The organism is Flavobacterium psychrotolerans, from assembly GCF_003097635.1.
GTDB lineage: Bacteria > Bacteroidota > Bacteroidia > Flavobacteriales > Flavobacteriaceae > Flavobacterium > Flavobacterium psychrotolerans.
Window position 1 is genome coordinate 18,670 of the sequence record NZ_QCZI01000003.1, and the last position, 20,280, is coordinate 38,949.

Annotated in this window: 19 protein-coding genes; 3 read left to right on the plus strand and 16 right to left on the minus strand. The window is 34.9% G+C overall.

Annotation, left to right across the window (positions count from 1 at the left end):
• The first annotated feature begins 117 nt into the window (after positions 1-117).
• Positions 118-753 carry a flavin reductase family protein gene (locus DB895_RS03070; protein WP_116723891.1) on the plus strand — a complete coding sequence of 212 codons (636 nt, stop codon included), beginning with the start codon at positions 118-120 and terminating at the stop codon, positions 751-753.
• Between the two features lie 129 nt (positions 754-882).
• Here the strand turns inward: DB895_RS03070 and DB895_RS03075 are convergent, their stop codons facing one another.
• Positions 883-1,302, minus strand: coding sequence for a YMGG-like glycine zipper-containing protein (locus DB895_RS03075; protein ID WP_116723892.1), 420 nt, complete (start codon positions 1,300-1,302; stop codon positions 883-885).
• 686 nt (positions 1,303-1,988) lie between these two features.
• On the opposite strand from DB895_RS03075, the gene DB895_RS03080 reads away from it, so the two are divergent.
• Positions 1,989-2,741 (plus strand): formylglycine-generating enzyme family protein, encoded by a 753-nt coding sequence (locus DB895_RS03080; RefSeq protein WP_116723893.1) that lies wholly within the window; start codon positions 1,989-1,991, stop codon positions 2,739-2,741.
• A gap of 285 nt (positions 2,742-3,026) precedes the next feature.
• On the opposite strand, the gene queA is transcribed toward DB895_RS03080, so the two are convergent.
• The 12 genes from queA to DB895_RS03145 all read right to left on the minus strand — a co-directional run bounded on the left by queA (position 3,027) and on the right by DB895_RS03145 (position 15,979).
• Positions 3,027-4,076 carry a tRNA preQ1(34) S-adenosylmethionine ribosyltransferase-isomerase QueA gene (gene queA / locus DB895_RS03090; RefSeq protein WP_116723895.1) on the minus strand — a complete coding sequence of 350 codons (1,050 nt, stop codon included), beginning with the start codon at positions 4,074-4,076 and terminating at the stop codon, positions 3,027-3,029.
• Positions 4,077-4,226: 150 nt separating this feature from the next.
• Positions 4,227-5,450: a 3-phosphoshikimate 1-carboxyvinyltransferase gene (gene aroA, locus DB895_RS03095; protein WP_116723896.1), complete on the minus strand. Its 1,224-nt coding sequence runs from the start codon at positions 5,448-5,450 to the stop codon at positions 4,227-4,229.
• Positions 5,451-5,513: 63 nt separating this feature from the next.
• On the minus strand, positions 5,514-5,840 hold the full coding sequence (locus DB895_RS03100; RefSeq protein ID WP_116724080.1) for a nucleotide pyrophosphohydrolase: 327 nt from the start codon (positions 5,838-5,840) through the stop codon (positions 5,514-5,516).
• Positions 5,841-5,905: 65 nt separating this feature from the next.
• Positions 5,906-6,529: a transposase gene (locus DB895_RS03105; RefSeq protein ID WP_116723897.1), complete on the minus strand. Its 624-nt coding sequence runs from the start codon at positions 6,527-6,529 to the stop codon at positions 5,906-5,908.
• Between the two features lie 160 nt (positions 6,530-6,689).
• Positions 6,690-9,122 carry a hypothetical protein gene (locus DB895_RS03110; protein WP_116723898.1) on the minus strand — a complete coding sequence of 811 codons (2,433 nt, stop codon included), beginning with the start codon at positions 9,120-9,122 and terminating at the stop codon, positions 6,690-6,692.
• A gap of 451 nt (positions 9,123-9,573) precedes the next feature.
• Positions 9,574-10,065 (minus strand): hypothetical protein, encoded by a 492-nt coding sequence (locus DB895_RS03115; RefSeq protein ID WP_116723899.1) that lies wholly within the window; start codon positions 10,063-10,065, stop codon positions 9,574-9,576.
• Between the two features lie 262 nt (positions 10,066-10,327).
• Positions 10,328-10,780 (minus strand): D-aminoacyl-tRNA deacylase, encoded by a 453-nt coding sequence (gene dtd / locus DB895_RS03120; protein ID WP_116723900.1) that lies wholly within the window; start codon positions 10,778-10,780, stop codon positions 10,328-10,330.
• A gap of 24 nt (positions 10,781-10,804) precedes the next feature.
• Positions 10,805-11,782, minus strand: a complete 978-nt coding sequence (gene rsgA, locus DB895_RS03125; RefSeq protein WP_116723901.1) for a ribosome small subunit-dependent GTPase A — start codon at positions 11,780-11,782, stop codon at positions 10,805-10,807.
• Between the two features lie 155 nt (positions 11,783-11,937).
• Positions 11,938-13,020, minus strand: coding sequence for a bifunctional 3-deoxy-7-phosphoheptulonate synthase/chorismate mutase type II (locus DB895_RS03130; protein WP_116723902.1), 1,083 nt, complete (start codon positions 13,018-13,020; stop codon positions 11,938-11,940).
• Between the two features lie 67 nt (positions 13,021-13,087).
• Complete coding sequence (locus DB895_RS03135; RefSeq protein WP_116723903.1) at positions 13,088-13,942, minus strand: prephenate dehydrogenase; 855 nt, start codon at positions 13,940-13,942, stop codon at positions 13,088-13,090.
• A gap of 61 nt (positions 13,943-14,003) precedes the next feature.
• Positions 14,004-15,155, minus strand: coding sequence for an aminotransferase class I/II-fold pyridoxal phosphate-dependent enzyme (locus tag DB895_RS03140; protein WP_116723904.1), 1,152 nt, complete (start codon positions 15,153-15,155; stop codon positions 14,004-14,006).
• Complete coding sequence (locus tag DB895_RS03145; RefSeq protein WP_116723905.1) at positions 15,152-15,979, minus strand: prephenate dehydratase; 828 nt, start codon at positions 15,977-15,979, stop codon at positions 15,152-15,154. The genes DB895_RS03140 and DB895_RS03145 overlap by 4 nt, the downstream gene beginning before the upstream one ends.
• A gap of 478 nt (positions 15,980-16,457) precedes the next feature.
• Between DB895_RS03145 and gldA the strand changes: the two genes are divergently transcribed.
• Entirely contained in the window at positions 16,458-17,357 is a 900-nt protein-coding gene (gene gldA, locus DB895_RS03150) for a gliding motility-associated ABC transporter ATP-binding subunit GldA (protein WP_116723906.1), read from the plus strand.
• Between the two features lie 40 nt (positions 17,358-17,397).
• On the opposite strand, the gene DB895_RS03155 is transcribed toward gldA, so the two are convergent.
• Genes DB895_RS03155 through metF form a run of 3 tightly spaced genes read right to left on the minus strand, consistent with a single transcriptional unit; the run spans position 17,398 to position 20,236 of the window.
• Positions 17,398-18,147 (minus strand): head GIN domain-containing protein, encoded by a 750-nt coding sequence (locus DB895_RS03155; protein ID WP_116723907.1) that lies wholly within the window; start codon positions 18,145-18,147, stop codon positions 17,398-17,400.
• Between the two features lie 6 nt (positions 18,148-18,153).
• Positions 18,154-19,248: an acyloxyacyl hydrolase gene (locus DB895_RS03160; protein WP_116723908.1), complete on the minus strand. Its 1,095-nt coding sequence runs from the start codon at positions 19,246-19,248 to the stop codon at positions 18,154-18,156.
• A gap of 31 nt (positions 19,249-19,279) precedes the next feature.
• Complete coding sequence (metF, locus tag DB895_RS03165) at positions 19,280-20,236, minus strand: methylenetetrahydrofolate reductase [NAD(P)H] (RefSeq protein ID WP_116723909.1); 957 nt, start codon at positions 20,234-20,236, stop codon at positions 19,280-19,282.
• Positions 20,237-20,280 lie beyond the last annotated feature (44 nt).

Consider the following 20,280-nt stretch of genomic DNA (forward strand, 5'->3'; position numbering starts at 1 on the left):
CGAATCTGAACTCAAATAGGATGTAACAAATGTAAATTTCCCTGCTAATTAAATATTTTGTTTAACATATTTGTATTTTGATTAGACAAAAAGTATTTTTGTTTCAAATTAAAAAACATGAAACACATTTCAAGAGGCGCTATTTCCCAAATGGAAAAAATAGAGCAGTTAAATTTAATCAATTCTTGCACCGGATATAAATCGGCCAATTTACTTGCTACAAAATCGATAGATGATAAGTCTAATGTGGCGATTTTTAGCAGTATAACCCACTTAGGAAGCAACCCTGCATTGATTGGATTTATCATGCGACCAACAACAGTTCCCCGCGATACCTACAAAAATATTAAAGAAACAGGCTATTTTACAGTGAATCACATTACGGCAAATATAATTGCTGATGCGCACCATACCTCAGCAAATTACGAAATGGGTATTTCTGAGTTTGACAAAACCAATCTGGAGGAAGAATATAAAAAAGGCATCACTATTCCTTTTGTAAAAGGGAGTCCTGTTCAATTGTATTGTAAATATGTGAATGAATATTATATCAAGGAAAATGACACGATTCATATCATTGCCTCTATTGAAGATTTATTCTTTAATGAAGATTTGCAACACAAAGACGGCTGGTTGCAAATTGATAGAGGAAATGTTGTCGCATTAAATGGACTTGACGGATATTGTTTACCCAAATTGTTAGACCGTTTTCAATATGCCAGAAAAGGGATTCCTACAAAGTCTTTTTTCTAAAATAAAAGCAGGCAATCCATTATGCCAAATGAATACTGATTCATAGTTTAAAAAAGGAAACTGCAGCAAATAAAAAAAGTGTTTAAATTCCAATAGAACTTAAACACTTTAGATGTATGTGATATTAATTTATTCCTTTTTACTTCCGTCAATAATTGCGCCAGTTCCGGCTCCGAGTCCAGCACCAGCCAAACCTCCAATTATTGCTCCTTCTCCCTTTTTCTTACTAATGATTGCTCCCGTTACGGCACCAACACCCGCTCCAATTACAGCCCCTTTTGCTGCTCCGCTCCAACCTTTCTTTTTTGCAGTGGTGGTAGATGTTGTTGCTGTTTGTTGATTAACGACTACGACCTTCTTTTGCGTTTCAATTTTGGCATCTTCTACTTTAACCATTTCAATCTGCATAGAATCTATAATTCTTTGTTTATCAATTTCAACTTTCATAGAATCGATGCTCTCTTGTTTGGCATTTTGGACATTCATTTTTCCTTGATCTCTACAAGAAACAAGAACTAAAGCCGTTGCTATAAAATATAGTATTTTCATAATTTCAGATTATTAGAATTAAATTTTAACAAAGAAACGTTTACTAAATTAAATACTACTTACATAATTAAATCTAATTGTTATATAATTTAAGGAATTCAATATCGGAATTACTAAAGATCTGACTTAATTCTATCTTATAAAACGGAATTTACTTTTTTTTAGAATCCTTCTTTATATATTTTTATCATATATACAAAAACAGAAAAACATATCCGCTCGGCAAATTAAGGCAACAAAATTACTTTCAAAAATGACCGACAAAAACAACTTGAAAAGTTCCATTATTAAAAAAAATAATTAATAAACGTTGCAGGAATGGAATACGATATTAGAACAATTGCAAGTAAATTTGTGATTGTTCATTTGCATTTTAGAATTGTTACTTCGCAATTATAAATAGACAAACCTTTGTTTTTTTAGATTGTTAACTCGTATTTTTTATCGTTGATAAAACGCAGATAAATATATTTTTTAAATATTTTTTACCCTTTTAACGGATTCATGAATATATTTTTACTATTTTGGTCTTTTAGTCTGAAATAATGATGTATTTTAATGTTTTATTAAATATGCTTTAAACATCCTAATTTCAAACTATTCAACAAATTTTTTGAAAGATATTTATTTTTTTAACTCTTAATATACTTAAATATTTTTTTTATAACTTTTAAATTAGAATAAATATGAAAAATCAATTCTCTTATGCTTTGCTTTTATTGCTCTTTGTTGTCAATGGGATGCAATCTCAAGGGCTTCATGAAATGATTACAATTCCAGCAGGAACTTTTCTGATGGGAGATAACAGTCCTGAAGGCGAAAAAGATGAGCAACCAATTCATATGGTGAGTTTATCCTCTTTTAGTATAGCTGACAAAGAAACTTCCGTTAAACAATGGAAATCGTTTTGTACAGAAACAAGAAAAAAAATGCCAATGACGCCTGAATGGGGTTGGGATGACAATAATCCAATTGTTAATATCACGTGGGAAGAAGCCGTATCTTATACGGAATGGCTCAGCGATAAAACTGGCAGAAACTTTCGTTTACCTACTGAAGCTGAATGGGAATATGCAGCAAAAGGAGGAATTCTAGCTAGAGGTTACAAATATAGCGGTGGTAAAAGCTTAGAATTAGTAGGTTGGGGAAAGGCAAACAGCGAAGGTAGAACCAATGCTGTAGGAACAAAAATGCCCAACGAAATTGGACTGTATGACATGTCTGGAAATACATATGAATGGTGCTTTGATTGGTATTCTGATTATTCTGATGGCAACCAAACAAACCCTGTTGTCACTGAACCGGTTGCAAAAAAATGTCACATAATACGAGGTGGGAGTTGGAGAGATGTTGCCCAATTTAGCAGAGTGTCCAACCGTTACTTTTCTGCTGTATCAAAAGGAAATTATATTGGATTCAGAGTTGTAAGAACTGAATAGTAAAACTCATTTTTTTTACAAACAAAACACGGATTAGAAAATTAATCCGTTTTGTTTGTAAAGATGACCCATCATCCTTGATTATCTATGAACAATAGTATCATTTTATGAAGTGTTCTCCTCTTGCAAATAAAAAAATTAGTGAATTTGGAAGTCAAGAACCATTTCAAAGTTATCTAAAAAACATTTCAGCAGATAATCCAAATAAAAAAATCTCGCTATTACTAACGAGATTTTTGATTGATATAAAATTTTTAAACCATCCTGATAATTTATCAGAACAGATTAAATAATTAACATTGCATCTCCATAAGAATAAAATTTATATTCTTCTTTGATTGCCTCTTCATAGGCTTTTTTCATTAAATCATGACCACAAAATGCAGAAACCATCATCATTAATGTAGATTTTGGGGTATGAAAATTTGTAATCATACAGGTAGCGATACTAAAATCATGTGGTGGAAAGATAAATTTATTTGTCCAACCATCAAAAGGATTTAATGTTCTGGCTGATGAAACTGAACTTTCCACGGCACGCATGGAAGTGGTTCCAACTGCGCAAATACGCTTCTTTTTTACTTTTGCAGCGTTTACAATATCGCAAGCATCTTGAGAGATTCGCAATTCTTCAGAATCCATTTTGTGTTTAGACAAATCTTCTACTTCAACTGGATTGAAAGTCCCAAGACCTACGTGTAAGGTAACTTCAGCAAAATTCACTCCTTTAATTTCTAATCGTTTCAGTAATTGTTTGGAGAAATGCAAACCCGCAGTTGGTGCCGCAACAGCTCCTTCTTCTTTTGCATAAATGGTTTGGTATCGTTCCGCATCTTCAGGAGTTACGTCTCTGCTGATATATTTTGGGATTGGAGTTTCTCCTAGTTCTGTCAGTTTATTTCTGAATTCTTCATAAGAACCGTCGTAAAGAAAACGTAATGTTCTTCCTCGTGAGGTAGTATTATCGATTACTTCAGCCACTAGCGAATCGTCATCACCAAAATACAATTTATTGCCAATTCTGATTTTACGTGCCGGATCTACAAGTACATCCCAAAGGCGTTGTTCCGCATTCAATTCTCTCAACAAGAAAACTTCAATTCTTGCACCTGTTTTTTCTTTGTTTCCATACAAACGCGCTGGAAAAACTTTGGTATTATTTAATATTAAAACGTCGCCATCATCAAAATAATCAATAACGTCCTTGAACGTCTTGTGCTCGATAGTTTTTTTCTCTCTATTAATAACCATTAAACGGGCTTCATCTCTGTTTTCGGCAGGATATTCCGCTAAAAGTTCTTTTGGTAAATTGAATTGAAAATGTGATAATTTCATTTTAGAATGTTATGAGTTATGAATTATAAATTAGGGGTTTTGAGTCCATAATTAATAATCGTTTGCAAATATACAACTGTGAGACAGGCGTTGTCAAGTGTTTTGATGTTTATTTTACCTTTTGCCACAAAGACGCCAAGTCACGAAGTTTTATTTTTCAGAAATTTTGAAACCTAGACCTTTTAAATCTTCCCAAAAATCAGGATAGGATTTCGAGACAACTTCGGCATTTTCGATAATTATTGGCACTTTAAGCGCTAATGGTGCAAATGCCATTGCCATTCTGTGGTCGTTATATGTGGCAATTTTTATATTGGAATTTATTTTTGAAGACGACTCTAAAGTCAAACTATCATTGGTAACAGAAATGGAGGCTCCCAATTTTGTCATTTCAATTCGAAGTGCTTCTAGTCTGTCTGTTTCTTTAATCTTTAGGGTATGAAGTCCTGTTAAACAACAACCTATTCCTAGTCCAAGGCAAGTTACCACGATAGTTTGCGCAATGTCTGGAGTGTTATTAAGCTCCAAGTTTAACGTTTGAGGTATAAAATTAGGCTGTTTTATTAAAGTAATTTTATTGCCTTCAAATATTGTTTCAACCCCCATTTGTTTATAGATGGCTACCAAAGCAGAATCACCTTGTAAACTGCTTTCTTTATAACTGGTCAATGCAATTGAGGAATCCTGAGATAAAGCGACCAAACTAAAAAAGTAAGATGCCGAACTCCAATCGGATTCTACGGTCATTATTTTAGTTTCCACTTCTTGTTTTGGATATACTTTGATGCTATTCCCTTCAAAACTGGTTTGAATGTTTAAATCATTCAACAAGGCTAAGGTCATTTTAATGTAGGGAACAGATGTGATTTCCCCTTCCAACGTCAACTCCAATCCATTTTCAAGTTTGGGTGCAATCAACAATAAAGCAGAAATATATTGGCTACTTACATTGGCAGCCATAGTTACTTTTGAAGCGGTAATCTTTTGACCTTTGATTCTAATGGGTGGATAGCCCACTTCTTTTTCATACGAAATCTGTGCGCCCAACTGTTCTAGCGCTTCAACCAAAATTTTGATAGGGCGTTCCTGCATTCTGGCGGACCCTGTTAACACTACTTCACGACCTTCATTTACGGCAAAATAAGCGGTAAGAAAACGCATAGCCGTTCCCGCATGATGAATGTCTATTACTTCTTCATTCCCTATTAATGCCTTTTGCATTACTTCTGAGTCATCCGAATTAGAGGTATTGGCTAAGGTAATATTAGGGTATAAAGCCTGCAACAGCAACAATCTGTTGGTTTCACTTTTAGATCCGGTAATACTTAATTGTGAATTGCGAATTGTGAATTGTGAATGTAAAAGTAAATCCATTTTTAAAAACAGTATGTTATTAATGCGGGCGCAATTTACAATTTAGCATTTACAATTCATAAATTATTTAAGCTTCTCGTTGTTTTTGTGGCGGTCTTTGTCGCGTATCGATTTTAGATCCATTTTCTTGTCGAAAGCGGCTTGCAAATCGATTCCGGTTTGGTTGGCCAAGCACAACACCACAAAAACTACGTCGGCCAATTCTTCGCCAAGGTCTTTGTTTTTGTCGCTTTCTTTTTCGGATTGTTCTCCGTAACGTCGGGCAATGATTCGGGCTACTTCACCTACTTCTTCCGTAAGTTGTGCCATGTTGGTGAGTTCGTTAAAATAGCGAACACCATGTTCTTTGATCCAAGTGTCTACGTCTAGTTGGGCATTTTTTAGGTTCATGGGTTTGTTTTTAATAACCTTTGTCAAAGTTTTGAACTTTGACAAAGGTTACAAGGTTAAGATTATTAAAATTCAAAATCAAATTTTGGAGGATGACTGTGAGAATAAATAAAGTTCTCAAGATCTCCAAAGGATTTTATTACTTCTTCACGTTTTAAATTCGTTTTAGAATTTGACAAAATTGATTTATAAGAGGAAAACTTATAGGTTTCAAAATTTTGTTTTAAATCGATTGGATTTAAATGGATGTAAATAATTAAATTTCTCAAATATTCCTCTGAATCAATTCGTTTTCTTTTAAATGGTGATTCTAGTAGCGCACCGTGTCTATTAGTAAATTTGTTGTAAGCCTGACTGTAACTGCTTATAAATTTACCAATTTGTTTGCTTACTATTGAATCAAAAGAATGTAGCCCTTTCTCTTGTTTGGCTTTGTCTCCCTTATCAAAGTTTTGAACTTTGACAAAAGTTTCAATCTCACTTTCTGATTTGACTTTTATTAAAAAATGAAAATGATTAGGCATTAAACAATAGGCAAATACATCACAAACAGGATTTATATAAGTAGCAAATTTTGACAAAAAGAACAAATAATTTTCTTCTGAACTAAATATTTTATCACTATTTATTCCTCTGTTATAAATGTGATAATATGTATCAGGTTCTAAAATTTCATTTCTAATGTCCATGTCTTTGTTTTATTTTTTTAAGTCTTTGTCAAAGTTTTGATCTTTGATAAAGATCATTTTCTTGGCATCTTTGGACACCTTTGTCAAAGTTTTGAACTTTGATAAAGGTTATTTTCTTGACATCTTTGGACACCTTTGACAAAGGTTGAAAACCAGCTAACTACACCCTCAAAAACCCTAATTCATACACCATAGGTTGCAGTTTTTCGCTCAAAGTTTTATAAGCTTCTTCAAAGGGTTTGAATGAAACGGGTTGATAATCGCCACTTTCGTTTCTCTTTTTTAAAGCATTTCTAACTTGATACCAACCTACATCAGCTCGGTTAAGTTTTAATTCCTCACGAACGGCTCTTACATCAGTGTTTGCAAAATAGGCTTGCCATAGTTTTTTGCCTTCGGCTAAAACGGCTTTGGCTTCAGGGCTTGCCCAACTTGGTTTATTACCCCTGTCAGGGTTTGAAACCCTGACAGGGGTGAGGTTTGCTAAATACCGCACCATAAAATCACTTTCAAACCGATCATTAGCACCTACTTCTTCTTCGGTAAAGGGGATAAAATGATTGACTATACTCCATTTTTTATCATTCCATTCTAAGTCATTGGCACTGGCGGTGAGGTTACTACCGTTAAACAACATCCAGATTAAACAATCGTTTTTGAATTCCTCGGTTAAAGGCTCGGTTGGGATTAAAAACTGGTCACGGTCATTGAGCCAAGTTTGTTTTATTAATCTTCTTACTGAATAAACAATAGCAACTTGCCAAAGATTTTCAGGTGTAATATACAAACCACCTCCATTTCCTCCAGTAAAAATTGAAGATGAGATAAGTGTTTCTTGTCCTGCATGTTGCAAGTCATTGTTACTTGCATAGAAAAACCCAACCATTCCGTCACAAGACTTTTTTAGTCTAGGATTGTTCGATATTGTTGTTGCGTTTGATAAAGGCAAAGCTAATTCATCATTCGTATTTGGTTTATCAATCCAAATATTTAGAAATATATTATTAGGTAAATTGTAAAAAATTTTTGCGCCTATTGGTTTTGCCTTTTTATCAATTACATCAACACTAATTTCAGCAATTGATGTTTTCTTTTTTTGATTTGTTTGCCAAACTAAAAATCCAATAGGAAAATCTCCTTTTAATCCGTCAAACGCTTTGCTATGCACTACAAATCCTCCTAAGTATTTTGAATTCCATTCAACTCTAAACTTTTCAAAATTTGGAGCGTTAACATATTTCATTTTACTAAACATTGCAATAGTTGCCGTTGGAATTTCTTTTGCAATCCTAACCAAGAACTGTACAAACAACTCTTTACTAGCATAACCCAACTCCTGGGTTTTCATTAAAGCATTTATTTTAGTTTGTTCAACTTCCTTTTTGTTTTTATCACCTTTACCAATTCCAGAACCTGTTTCGCCATAAGGCGGATTAATCAAAATCAAAATCTTTTTCCCCTCGGCTATGGCTTGGCTCAAACCTTGCGGTATTTTATTAGTTAAGGAATAATCGATGTTACCAAAATCATCAATATCATCATTCAAATAATCGTATTGAAACCTCGTAGCCGCTACACAGGTTTTAGTGGCTTTCATCACATCTACATCGGCATCGTCTAGGGTGCTCATGTAAATGTTTCTTGGGTTGGAGTGTTTTACTTCGAGGTTGCCCACGCCGCAACACATATCCCAAACGATGTAGCTTTTTTGCCAGTTGTTGCCTAGCGTTTCGGCTAGTTTGTCATAAGCTTTGTCCACAACATTCAATGGCGTATAATAAGCTCCTTTAAAACTGCGCTCGTCTATGGGTATTAAACTGTCACGTCGTTCTAGCAAATAATTCCGATATTCCGCTTTAGGTGGTTTGTGGTATATGGCCCAAAACTGGCGGTAGCCTTCTGTATTGCCCAGTTTATATACTTTTCCGTTTAATACAAATACGGGCGCGCCGTCTTTGTGCATCAATTCGGCTGGCAAATTATCATGAGTACTAACGGTGCCATCGTGCATAATATCGGCAAAAAACAAGAGCGCATATTCTTCGTCTTTTATGCCTTCAATTTCTTGTCCAATCATAGCCACCCATTTATCAAAAACTTGTTTCAAGTTATCGGGCGTAATGGGTGTGCGAATGATATCGCCTTTCTTGATGGCGTTTTTTACGGTATTGATAAACTCTTCTTCGTGGGTTTCTATCTTAAACGACACAAAGTGCGTACCGATATGTGCTGATATCGCATCGAGCGCCTCTTGAGTATAACTGCTTGCCGACTTGCCCCATTTGATGGTTTTCTTTTCCAGAAAAGGAATCACATCTTCACTTTTCATAATGGCCGCTTTTTGGGTATCTATGACACATAAAAAAGGCGGTACATAATGTCCTTTATTCAAAGCATCTTGCACATAATGCATCAATTGGGTAAACATGGCATAACTAGAGAGTTTTGCATTTTGTTTGGCCTCAAACCAAATTTCTTTGGTTTGAATATCGATAAGATTTTTTTGAACTTCTTTTAAGCCCAATGCTTTGATGTAGGCATCTTTTACGTCTTCTTCGGAGGAGGCTTTTTGTAGTTTTTGGTACAGGGACATTTAGAATGATGAGTTTATATAATCTTTGTCAAAGTTTTGAACTTTGACAAAGATGTTTAAAGATGTTAAAAAAAATAACCTTTGCCAAAGTTTTGAACTTTGGCAAAGATGTTTAAAGATGTTAAAAAAATAACCTTTGTCAAAGTTTTGAACTTTGACAAAGATGTTCAAAGATGTTAAGAAAACCCAAATATAAATATAATTGTGGAATTTAACCCTACGAAGAGTCTAGAACCCAGAAAGAATGCCAAAAACGTGAAACTTCACGTCATTGACGCCAAATTTTACGTTCCTGACGTAAAACTTCACGTTGTATGATGCCAAATTTGATGTTCCTGACGTAAAGTTTCACGTTCCAGACGCCAAATTTGGCGTTTTTGACATAAGCACAAAAAAAATACCCTTTTAGAATGATACTTCTAAAAGGGTATTTACTTTTGGTTTTTGCAACCTAAATTACTGGCGGCGTATCGACGGCTGGACTTGCAGTACCCGTTCTGCTAAAAAACTGAGACAGTTCGTTTACTTTATTTTCGAAACCGGCAATTTTAGTTCCTGCTTTATATTGACTATAGCCATAATCGGTAAGTGCCGCTTGATAGTTGTCAAAATCATGTAGGATCTTGTTGTTTTCAAGACCGTCAATCATGCTTTGCAGTCTGGCAATAGTGGCTTGAATAAAATCTCTGGAGTCAAAATCGTTTTGAAATTCAACCCAGTCCACATCGGGACTACTCAAGGTAGGCTGGTTGTTTCTAAAATCTCTGGATTTGTTCACAATCAACTTGTTTTGCTCATTGATGCTCCCGTATTTTTTGCGTTCATCGGCAGAGAGGTTTCTCAATTTTGCGGTCAAAGCCGTTTCTAGTGCGGTCAAGCTGGTTGCTACGGCTGTTTTTTCGGCCACCGTGTAATGCACGTTGTTTAAATTTTCAAATGGCATACTAATTTTTTTTTAAAGATTTATAAATGATTTTCTCAAAATTAGAAAACGAAAATCATAAAAGAAATCACTAATATTGGGGATATTTCACTTTTTTTCAAAAGAAAACAAATCATTGTAAACACGCGTGAAATAAGGGATTTTGTAGAAGTAAGAAAATCAATATATTCTTTTCTTAGAAATCGAAGCGTTATGGAATGTACGTTTTTAAATAAAAACAGAAATGTCTGCCCTAGGTTTTTTGGAATTCCTAAAGCGTAAATTATTCTCTGTTTTTACTGTCAATTAGTATCGTTACCGGCCCGTCATTGAGCAATGACACTTTCATATCCGCTCCAAAAATGCCAGTTTGCACTTTCTTTCCCAATTCGATTTCCAGTTTTTTTACGAAATTTTCGTACAACGGAATGGCAATTTCTGGTTTTGATGCTTTGATGTAAGAAGGGCGATTCCCTTTTTTGGTTAGGGCATGGAGCGTAAACTGGCTTACCACAATTATATCTCCACCAACATCTTGAACAGACATATTCATCACGTCATTTTCGTCACCAAAAATGCGAAGATTTACAACTTTGCTCGCTAACCAATCAATATCTTCTTTAGTATCGGCATCTTCAATTCCGACTAGAACTAACAGTCCTTTTTGGATTTCGGCCACGATTTTAGAATCAATTGTTACGGAAGCTTCAGAAACTCTTTGGATTACAACTTTCATTATTGAAATTGATTTTTGAGATTTTTACTCCCTCGATTTATCACTTATAATCCTGTCCTCATTGTGAATGTCGGTGCGGTAATGCTCATCATCTCCTTCCAAAATCTTCAAATAACTTTTATAGCGAGACCAAGCGATCTCGTCTTTTTCTAATGCAGCTTTGATGGCACAATGGGGCTCGTCTTTATGCAGGCAATTATTAAACTTGCATTGGTCTTTGAGCTTAAAAAACTCCGGAAAATAACCGCTGATTTCTGCTGGTTCCATATCAACCATGCCAAAACCTTTGATTCCGGGCGTGTCAATAATTCGGGCATCAAAAGACAAATCATACATTTCTGCAAAAGTCGTCGTGTGCTGTCCTTGCTTGCTGGCTTCGGAAATCGTTTTTGTTTTTAAATGCAAAGAAGGTTCCATGGCATTGACCAATGTTGATTTTCCCACACCAGAATGCCCAGAAAACATACTCACTTTGCCAATCATCATTTCTTTTAATGCTTCAATCCCTTTCATTTCAGTCGAAGAAACGCGCAGGCATTTATATCCAATTTCTTGGTACACGTGTTGCATATACAATTGCTCGTTAAGGGTAGCTTCGTCAAAAGTATCTATTTTATTAAATACCAAAACAGTTTCAATTCCGTAGGCTTCGGCAGTTACCAAAAACCGATCAATAAAATTAAATGTAGTTGGTGGATTATTTATAGTAACCAGTAAGAAAACCCGATCAATATTTGAAGCAATAATGTGCATTTGGTGCGACAAGTTGACCGATTTTCGAACGATATAATTCTTCCTGTCGTGAATTTTATGGATTGTTCCCGTTACGGTGTCCGATGTTTCTTCGAGCTCATAATCTACAATATCCCCCACAGCAATCGGATTGGTACTTTTGATGCCTTTCATGCGAAATTTCCCTTTCATACGGCATTCCATAAAATCTCCTTGTTCGGATTTCACGGTGTACCAACTTCCTGTAGATTTATAAACGGTTCCTGTCATAACTGCAAAGGTAATTAGTTTGTTTCAGGTTTACTACGCCTGTTCCTATTTTATGTCTGGGAAAAATTAAAAGTATGGGGTATTTCTTATTGTCAAAAAATAAAAAATCCCCACAATTCAAAAACTGTGGAGATTCATTTTATGGAAAATACTTATTAAGAATTCAATATTTTTTCTTGATGTTCGATACTTTCTTGGTGAATTCCTTTGAATAATTTAACGATAAACTCTTCAGTCAATCCTTTTTTTGCGCCTTCAGCTATCATTTTTACTTGGATTTCATTCCAACGGTTATTTTGAAGAACGGCAACATTAGCATCTTTTTTCACTTGACCAATTTCGTCAGCTACTTTCATTCGTTTTCCTAACAATTCCAATAAATTAGCATCCAAAACATCGATATTAGCTCTCAATTTTGTCATTTTATTGGCAAACTCATCGGTATCACCGCTCACTTTTCTAACTTTCAAATCCTTAAAAATTTGTTTCAAAGCGTCAGGAGTTACTTGTTGTGCAGCATCACTCCAGGCATTATCGGGATCGGTATGCGTTTCGATAATCATCCCATCATAATTCAAATCTAAAGCCTCTTGCGTTACTTCAAGAATCATATCGCGATTTCCTGTAATATGTGATGGGTCAATAATTAAAGGTAAATCAGGGAATTTATTTTGCAATTCAATAGCAATTTGCCATTCTGGAATGTTTCTATATTTTGTTTTTTCGTAAGTAGAAAAACCTCTGTGAATAACTCCTAAATTTTTGATTCCGGCAGCATACAAACGCTCTACACCACCCAACCATAAAGCCATATCAGGATTCACCGGATTTTTAATCAATACAATTTTGTCGGTTCCTTTCAAAGTATCGGCAATCTCTTGAACTGCAAACGGATTTGCAGTTGTACGAGCGCCAACCCATAAAACGTCGATATCATTTTCTAAAGCCAATTTACAGTGAGCCGCAGTAGCAACTTCCGTTCCCATTAGCAATCCTGTTTCCGCTTTTGCTTTTTTCAACCATTTCAATCCGATTTCACCAACACCTTCAAATCCTCCCGGACGCGTTCTTGGTTTCCAGATTCCAGCTCTAAAAACGCTTACGTCTGAATCTTTCAATTCATGTGCAATTTTCAAAACTTGTTCTTCGGTTTCAGCACTACAAGGTCCTGCTATCACAAATGGATGAGTCAAATTGAATTCGTTCAACCAATTTCTCATTTCTTTCTTATTTTCCATCTTTTCTAATTTTTGTTTTTTATTATTTTATTTTGTGTTGTTCGTTTTTACTGTAGACTGCAACTGACTATTTTTTCATTCCGTTTAATATTTCTTTTATTTTATTCACACTTTGCATTTCATTGTAAATTGCATCATAATCCTCATTCAGCAATAACTCTTTGAACTTTGATAAATTGGAAATATATTCCTCCAATGTTTTTACCACTTGTTTATTATTTTGTTTAAAAATGGGCGTCCACATCGCCGGGGAACTTTTCGCTAATCGAACCGTACTTTCAAATCCAGAACCCGCCATATCAAAAATATCTTGTTCGTCTTTTTCTTTATCGATCACCGTTTTGCCTAGCATAAATGCGCTAATGTGGGACAAATGCGACACATAGGCAATATGTTTGTCGTGCGATTTCGGATCCATATACCGGATTCTCATTCCCATGCTTTTAAACAGTTCTACTGCTTTTTCCTGCAATTTAAAAGTGGTCTTCTCTACCTCACAAATGATGTTTGTTTTCCCTCGAAACAAACCTTTTATTGCTGCCGAAGGTCCGGAAAATTCTGTTCCCGCAATAGGATGCGTTGCTATAAAATTTCTTCTTTTAGGATGGTGGGCAACTGCTTCGCAAACAGGCGTTTTGGTAGAACCTACTTCAAAAACGATGGTATTCTCGCCAATAGAATCCAAAACTTTAGGCAAAACTGTAAGCGCAATATCTACAGGAACTGAAACAATTACGAAATCAGCATCGACCAAATCTTCATAGGTCGCCGTTGCATCAATAACTCCTAAAGCTATGGCTTCTTGCAAATGACTTTCGTTACTGTCAATTCCATAAATAGTCGCTTTCGGATGTAGAGATTTGATGTCCAATACCATTGAACCACCTATTAATCCTATTCCTATTACGTAAACATTAGTCATAAAGTCTTAAAGTTATAAAGTTGAAAGTTATAATAACCCCCAAATTCGTAATTCATAATTTTCAATTCGTAATTCTCAAAATTGCCTCTTGAACTTTTTCCTCTTTTACACATAATGCAAATCGGATATACCCTTCACCATTTGAACCAAAAATAGTTCCCGGCGTAATAAAAATTGATTTTTCGTATAATATCTTATCAATAAAATCTTCTGCAGATGTGATTCCGGCTGGCAATTTGGCCCAAACAAATAATCCAACACCTTCTTTGTATACTTTACATCCTAATTTCTCAGCTAGTTGTTCGGTAAGAATTCTGCGTTTTCTATAAATCGAATTCATCGATTGAAACCAAGTCTTGTCACTTTTTAAAGCCTCGATTGCTCCTTTTTGAATCCCGAAAAACATTCCGCTGTCCATGTTGCTTTTTACTTTCAAAACCGCATCGATACAAGCTGCATTTCCTAAAACCATTCCCACTCGCCAACCTGCCATATTGAAGGTTTTGGATAGTGAATTCAGTTCCAACGCTACATCTTTTGCTCCTTCCACTTGCAACAAACTCATCGGATTGTCATTCAACACAAAACTATACGGATTATCATTAACTAATAGGATGTCATGTTTTTTGGCGAAAGCCACTAATTTTTCAAACAATTGCAAACTTCCTCTCGCTCCTGTTGGCATGTGTGGATAACCCATCCACATGATTTTTACTTTGGACAAATCCAACTTTTCTAAAGTTTCTATATCAGGTTCCCAATTATTAACTTCATTTAAATCATAATAAACAGGCACTGCGCCAACCAAATTCGTCACTGAAGTATAGGTTGGATATCCTGGATTTGGAATCAAAACCTGGTCACCTTCATTCAAGAAAGCCAGTGAAATATGCATAATCCCTTCTTTTGAACCCATTAAAGGCAAAATCTCCGTATTCGGATTTAACTCCACCATAAAGTTGTTCTGGTAAAAATTGGCCATCCCTTTTCTCAATTCCGGCAACCCCTGATAACTTTGGTATTGATGTGCGTTTTCTTCTTGCATCGCCAAAACTACTGCGTCAATAACCGCTTGTGAAGGGGATAAATCTGGACTACCAATTCCCATATTGATAACGGGTTTCCCTTCAGAAATCAGTTGTCGCACCTCTCTCAGTTTTGAAGAAAAATAGTATTCTTCGACAACTTCTAAACGTTTCGCTGTGGTAATCATGGCTTTGTATTTTTATATTCGCCCAACACTTTAAAGTATTCGGCCATAATTTCTAACAGTAATTTTGCTTTGGCGTAATCCTCATATTTTTCGAATGTAACATCTACGAAAAAGGAATATTTCCAAGGCGTTTCTATTTTGGGCAAAGATTGGATTTTAGTTAAATTCAACTTGCAATCGCTCATTACATTCAAAACTGCCGCCAAACTCCCACGTTTGTGATCCAATTCAAATTTAATGGAAGCCCGATTAATTTCATTTTCTGCAACAAATGAATTTTCTTTTTTGATGATAACAAATCGGGTCATGTTATTATTTATGGTTTGAATTTCGGGAGCCAGAATTTCTAAATCGTACATTTCCGATGCCGTTTTACTGGCAATTGCCGCAATACCTTTTAATTGGTTTTCATGGATTCTTCTTGCGGTTTCGGCCGTATCTTTATCTTCAACCAATTTTATATTGGGATGTTTTTTCAGAAACTCCATACATTGCAATAATGCCATCGGGTGGGAATGTACTTCTTGAATATCCTCCATTTTCTGCCCCCTTAAAGCCATTAAATTTTGATGAATATCTAAATAATGCTCCCCTATTATGTGTAAATTATTTTTGTCAATCAAAGCATAATTTGGAATAATTGGCCCTGCAATGGAGTTTTCAATGGCCATGACCGCTTGATCTGATTTGCCTGACATCAAACTGTCAATCAACTCTTCAAACGACAGGCATTCGTCCACTTCAACATCCTTATTGTAGCATTCCTGTGCCACTTGATGATGAAAAGAACCTTTAATACCTTGTATTGCAATTTTTGTTCTCATATACTCAAAAAAAAATCCCGATTTTCATCAGGATTGTATATTAGTTTTATTTGTTTCTTGTTTCTCAAATAACCATAGCACAATCCTTACTTCCTAAAGAAGAAGTAATAAGTGTTGCTAAAATAAAAACGGTTATTGGACATTTTGTTTTCTTTATTTTATTAAATCTTCGCAAATGTATAAATAATTTTTAGCTCCCCCAAAAAAAAGCAGCGTTTTATTGAACAAAAGGAGAATTACCAATTTAAAAGGTATTTTGATATATAATTATCAAAAAAAATCAAAAAAATTACATTTAAACAACTGTTTTAAACTTTTATAAGCCTTCTTCGTTTGTCATTTCCAATTAATTTATTAACAAAAGGGAATAACTTCAGCATCCAAGTGTAATAAAATTAATTTTTAAAGGAATAGATTGTCTCTTAAAAAACAATAATTCAATGATTTTTCTGTTTACTTTTGTTCCAAATAATAAATGATGTCAATAGAAGTAAATAATATTTCGAAAAGTTACGGTACCCAAAAAGCGCTAGACAACATCTCTTTTTCAATAAAAAAAGGAGAAATCGTGGGTTTTCTTGGCCCGAATGGTGCTGGAAAATCAACATTAATGAAAATATTGACAACCTATATTGCTGCGGATGAAGGCTCGGCGTTGGTGAACGGAAATGACGTGAATTTGCAACAAAAAGCCGTTCAAGAATCTATAGGATACTTACCGGAGCACAATCCGTTATATTTAGATTTATATGTGAGGGAATATTTGGAGTTTAATGCTGACGTGTATAAAATGCCAAAATCCAGAATCGAAGAAGTGATTCAACTCACTGGATTATCATCTGAAAGTTACAAGAAAATTGGACAATTGTCTAAAGGGTTTCGTCAGCGCGTGGGATTGGCTAGTGCACTATTACACAATCCAGATGTTTTGATTTTAGACGAACCTACGACAGGACTAGATCCAAACCAATTATTAGAAATTAGAAATGTGATTAAAAATGTTGGGAAAGACAAAACCGTTTTTCTTTCTACCCATATCATGCAGGAAGTAGAAGCCATTTGCGATCGCGTGATTATCATCAACAACGGGAAAATTGTTACGGATAAAAAACTGGATAAATTAATTTCGGCTGATAAAGAGCAAGTCATCGAAGTGGAATTTGATTACAAAATCGAGGAAGAAGCTATTGCTAAAATCCCTAATTTAAAATCCTATAAAAATACCCATGATATGATTTGGGAATTGACTTTTGTTTCCGACACCGACATGCGTCCAGCTGTTTTTGATTTTGCCCGTGACAATGGCCTAAAAACGTTACAGCTCAATCAGAAAAATAAAAATCTAGAAACGCTTTTTAGGGAGATAACTAAGAAATAAGAGAGATTTTTAAGTTCCTAAAATTTTCTGAACACAGACATTAATCAAAAATCAATCTTCCGCGATAATGCTGAACAACTGGAAATATTGGAGGCCTTGAATTGCAATACACATCCCCAACATTATAGATATCACCCGTAATGACATTAATGGGATGCACAAACATATCGTTTGATCCTCTATGGTAAAGTCTAATTGTGTTAGAAAACAAATTTTCTCCATGAAATATCCCTCCGTTTTCATAGAAATTCACATTCATTTCATTGGTTTTACCGGAAATAAAATAGCGTGAAAGATTGTTGTTTTCGATGAATAAATTTTGATTGTCAATTTGGAGGATGTAATCCCCTGTTCCTATACCTTTATACCCATCCACATTGTCCATGGAAACCAAATGCAAGTTTGGATAGGTTAAAATACCGTTAGAAGAAATATTTTTTTCGGTTTTACAATAAATATCCGTTATGTTTGGTGCCGTAACATAAATTACCGTTTCTCCATATTCGCGAACCCAATTGCAAGTTGTGTTGTCTTCTAAAGTCAATGTATTATCGAATACCTTCACTTCAATGTCATTAATTAAATTTTCGCCGGTTCTTACCTCAACTTTATATTGGTCGCCTTGGGTTATCACCAAAGCAATTCCTTTATGAACAATTATTTTATTGAACAAGATACCTTCATAAATTTTAGATGTCAGTTGTCCGCTCGATTTTATGCAATCACCTGTTTTTTCGCAACTTGCAAAAAATAGAACCAAACCGATTAAAGTTAAAAAAAATTTCATCATAAAAATTTAGAATCGAATGCCCATTACCAATTCCATAGATTCTGCTAAAAAACCATGTGTTTTTAAAGAAAGCCCTGTGAAAATTTGGTTTGAAATGTAATATTTCATCCCAACTCTGTCATAAATAGGAGCATCTTCTTTAAATGGCCTATACACGTAATACCCCAATTGTGCCTCTAAAGAAATCCTATTGATGAACAATTCATGACCGATAAAAAGCCCTACTCTTTTATAATCCGTATTAATATCCACATGGTCTTCAGGGAACGAAATGGCACGAAAACGAATGTATTCTTTAAAAGAAGTGGTTAAAAACAATTCAGTCCCTGCTTGTAAAGCGCTTTTTCTGTTTATTCTTTTGTCGGCATAGAAACTAAGATGATAAAATGGTTTTTGTCCACTTTCTATGACTGGACTTTCGTTAACACCTGTGCGAAGTACCACATTGTACCTTATGGGCTCTGTATATTTCAATCCCAAAGAAACGGTGTCTGATTTTTTGTTTGGAACAGCATCAAAATTGTAATTGATTCCTAGGTTAAAACCATACGTATTTATTCCGCTATTTGGGGATTTTATCCTTCCGTTAGAAAAATGAGTAAATACTAGTCCGGCTTGAATACCCATTTTATCAATAATATTTTCCTTTTTATAATTTAGAACAAAATCAATATTGCCCATTAATTTTGAACCGAATGCTTTATTCTTACTATTAGTTACTTTATGGTATGGGTTTGTGGTCATAGCAATTCCCTGCGCTATTTTTAACGACAGATTCCTATTCAAAAAATAGAAATTATAGAAAGCACCAATAGCATAGTTTTTTCCTAAAATTTCATTTTTGAAGTCCTGAAATAAGAAATAACCACCGTAATCCGGATAATTATAAATAGATTGCCACTGTTCTTTTCCGTGCGTGTGTTTTGAAAAACTTACCAATACCCCATCAGGATGTCCGGTTACCAATTGGTACATGTCGGGCGAATGAGCGAGCACATTCCCTTTTAAAAAACTGACATCAATAGCATTTGTATCCTCAAATTCTTGAGCAAAAATTACAGATGTTGCAAACACCAGAAATACCAAAAAAAATACTCTCATTTAAAATATCAAAAGACAAATATATTCCTTTTTAGAATATGGCTTTCGCTATCTGTCTAATGTTTTCGGATTTACCCATAGAGTAATAATGCAATACGGGAACACCTGCATTTTTCAACTCTAATGATTGTTGAATTGACCACTCCACACCCACTTGCCTTACATCGGCAGAAGTTTTGCATTTTTCGATAGCATTAATTAAGTCTTCAGGCAAATCGATTCGGAAAATTTGAGGCAATATTTGTAAATGTCTTTTGACTGCAATAGGTTTTATTCCTGGAATAATAGGTACTGTGATTCCTATTTCTCTGGCTTTAGCAACAAATTCAAAGTATTTGGCATTGTCAAAAAACATTTGGGTAACGACATAATCCGCACCTGAATCGACCTTTTCTTTCAGTCTTTTTAAATCCGATTGTAAAGAGGGTGATTCTAAATGTTTTTCTGGATAACCCGCAACTCCAATACAAAAATTGGCTTTGTTATCGATATCCATAACGTTATGTAAGTATTTCCCTTGATTCAATTGATTGATTTGATGCACTAAATCGGTCGCAAAATCATTCCCCCCTTCTTTTGGAATAAAAGACTGTTCGTCTTTCATGGCATCACCACGCAAAGCCATCACGTTATCAATTCCCAGATAGTGACAATCTACCAATAAATACTCCGTTTCTTCTTTAGTAAAACCACCGCAAAGCACGTGAGGAACGGTATCTACATTGTATTTATGTTTTATGGACGCACAAATCCCTAAAGTTCCGGGGCGCATTCTGGTCAGTTTTTTTTCTAATAAACCATTTCCTTTATCCACATAGATGTACTCCTCGCGAGAAGTGGTCACATCAATAAATGGTGGCTTGAACTCCATCAACGGATCGATATTATCATACAATTCCTGAATACTTTTTCCTTTTTGTGGCGGAATAATTTCGAAGGAAAACAATGTTTTTCCCTGTGCGTTTTCTATATGTTCTGTTACTTTCATTGTTATGTCTTAAAGTTTGAAAGTCGAAAGTCAGAAAGCCAAGT

Coding starts and splice junctions, on each gene's coding strand:
- DB895_RS03070 (WP_116723891.1), top strand. CDS start 118: ATGAAACACATTTCAAGAGGCGCTATTTCCCAAATGGAAAAAATAGAG.
- DB895_RS03075 (WP_116723892.1), bottom strand. CDS start 1,302: ATGAAAATACTATATTTTATAGCAACGGCTTTAGTTCTTGTTTCTTGT.
- DB895_RS03080 (WP_116723893.1), top strand. CDS start 1,989: ATGAAAAATCAATTCTCTTATGCTTTGCTTTTATTGCTCTTTGTTGTC.
- queA (WP_116723895.1), bottom strand. CDS start 4,076: ATGAAATTATCACATTTTCAATTCAATTTACCAAAAGAACTTTTAGCG.
- aroA (WP_116723896.1), bottom strand. CDS start 5,450: ATGGATTTACTTTTACATTCACAATTCACAATTCGCAATTCACAATTA.
- DB895_RS03100 (WP_116724080.1), bottom strand. CDS start 5,840: ATGAACCTAAAAAATGCCCAACTAGACGTAGACACTTGGATCAAAGAA.
- DB895_RS03105 (WP_116723897.1), bottom strand. CDS start 6,529: ATGGACATTAGAAATGAAATTTTAGAACCTGATACATATTATCACATT.
- DB895_RS03110 (WP_116723898.1), bottom strand. CDS start 9,122: ATGTCCCTGTACCAAAAACTACAAAAAGCCTCCTCCGAAGAAGACGTA.
- DB895_RS03115 (WP_116723899.1), bottom strand. CDS start 10,065: ATGCCATTTGAAAATTTAAACAACGTGCATTACACGGTGGCCGAAAAA.
- dtd (WP_116723900.1), bottom strand. CDS start 10,780: ATGAAAGTTGTAATCCAAAGAGTTTCTGAAGCTTCCGTAACAATTGAT.
- rsgA (WP_116723901.1), bottom strand. CDS start 11,782: ATGACAGGAACCGTTTATAAATCTACAGGAAGTTGGTACACCGTGAAA.
- DB895_RS03130 (WP_116723902.1), bottom strand. CDS start 13,020: ATGGAAAATAAGAAAGAAATGAGAAATTGGTTGAACGAATTCAATTTG.
- DB895_RS03135 (WP_116723903.1), bottom strand. CDS start 13,942: ATGACTAATGTTTACGTAATAGGAATAGGATTAATAGGTGGTTCAATG.
- DB895_RS03140 (WP_116723904.1), bottom strand. CDS start 15,155: ATGATTACCACAGCGAAACGTTTAGAAGTTGTCGAAGAATACTATTTT.
- DB895_RS03145 (WP_116723905.1), bottom strand. CDS start 15,979: ATGAGAACAAAAATTGCAATACAAGGTATTAAAGGTTCTTTTCATCAT.
- gldA (WP_116723906.1), top strand. CDS start 16,458: ATGTCAATAGAAGTAAATAATATTTCGAAAAGTTACGGTACCCAAAAA.
- DB895_RS03155 (WP_116723907.1), bottom strand. CDS start 18,147: ATGATGAAATTTTTTTTAACTTTAATCGGTTTGGTTCTATTTTTTGCA.
- DB895_RS03160 (WP_116723908.1), bottom strand. CDS start 19,248: ATGAGAGTATTTTTTTTGGTATTTCTGGTGTTTGCAACATCTGTAATT.
- metF (WP_116723909.1), bottom strand. CDS start 20,236: ATGAAAGTAACAGAACATATAGAAAACGCACAGGGAAAAACATTGTTT.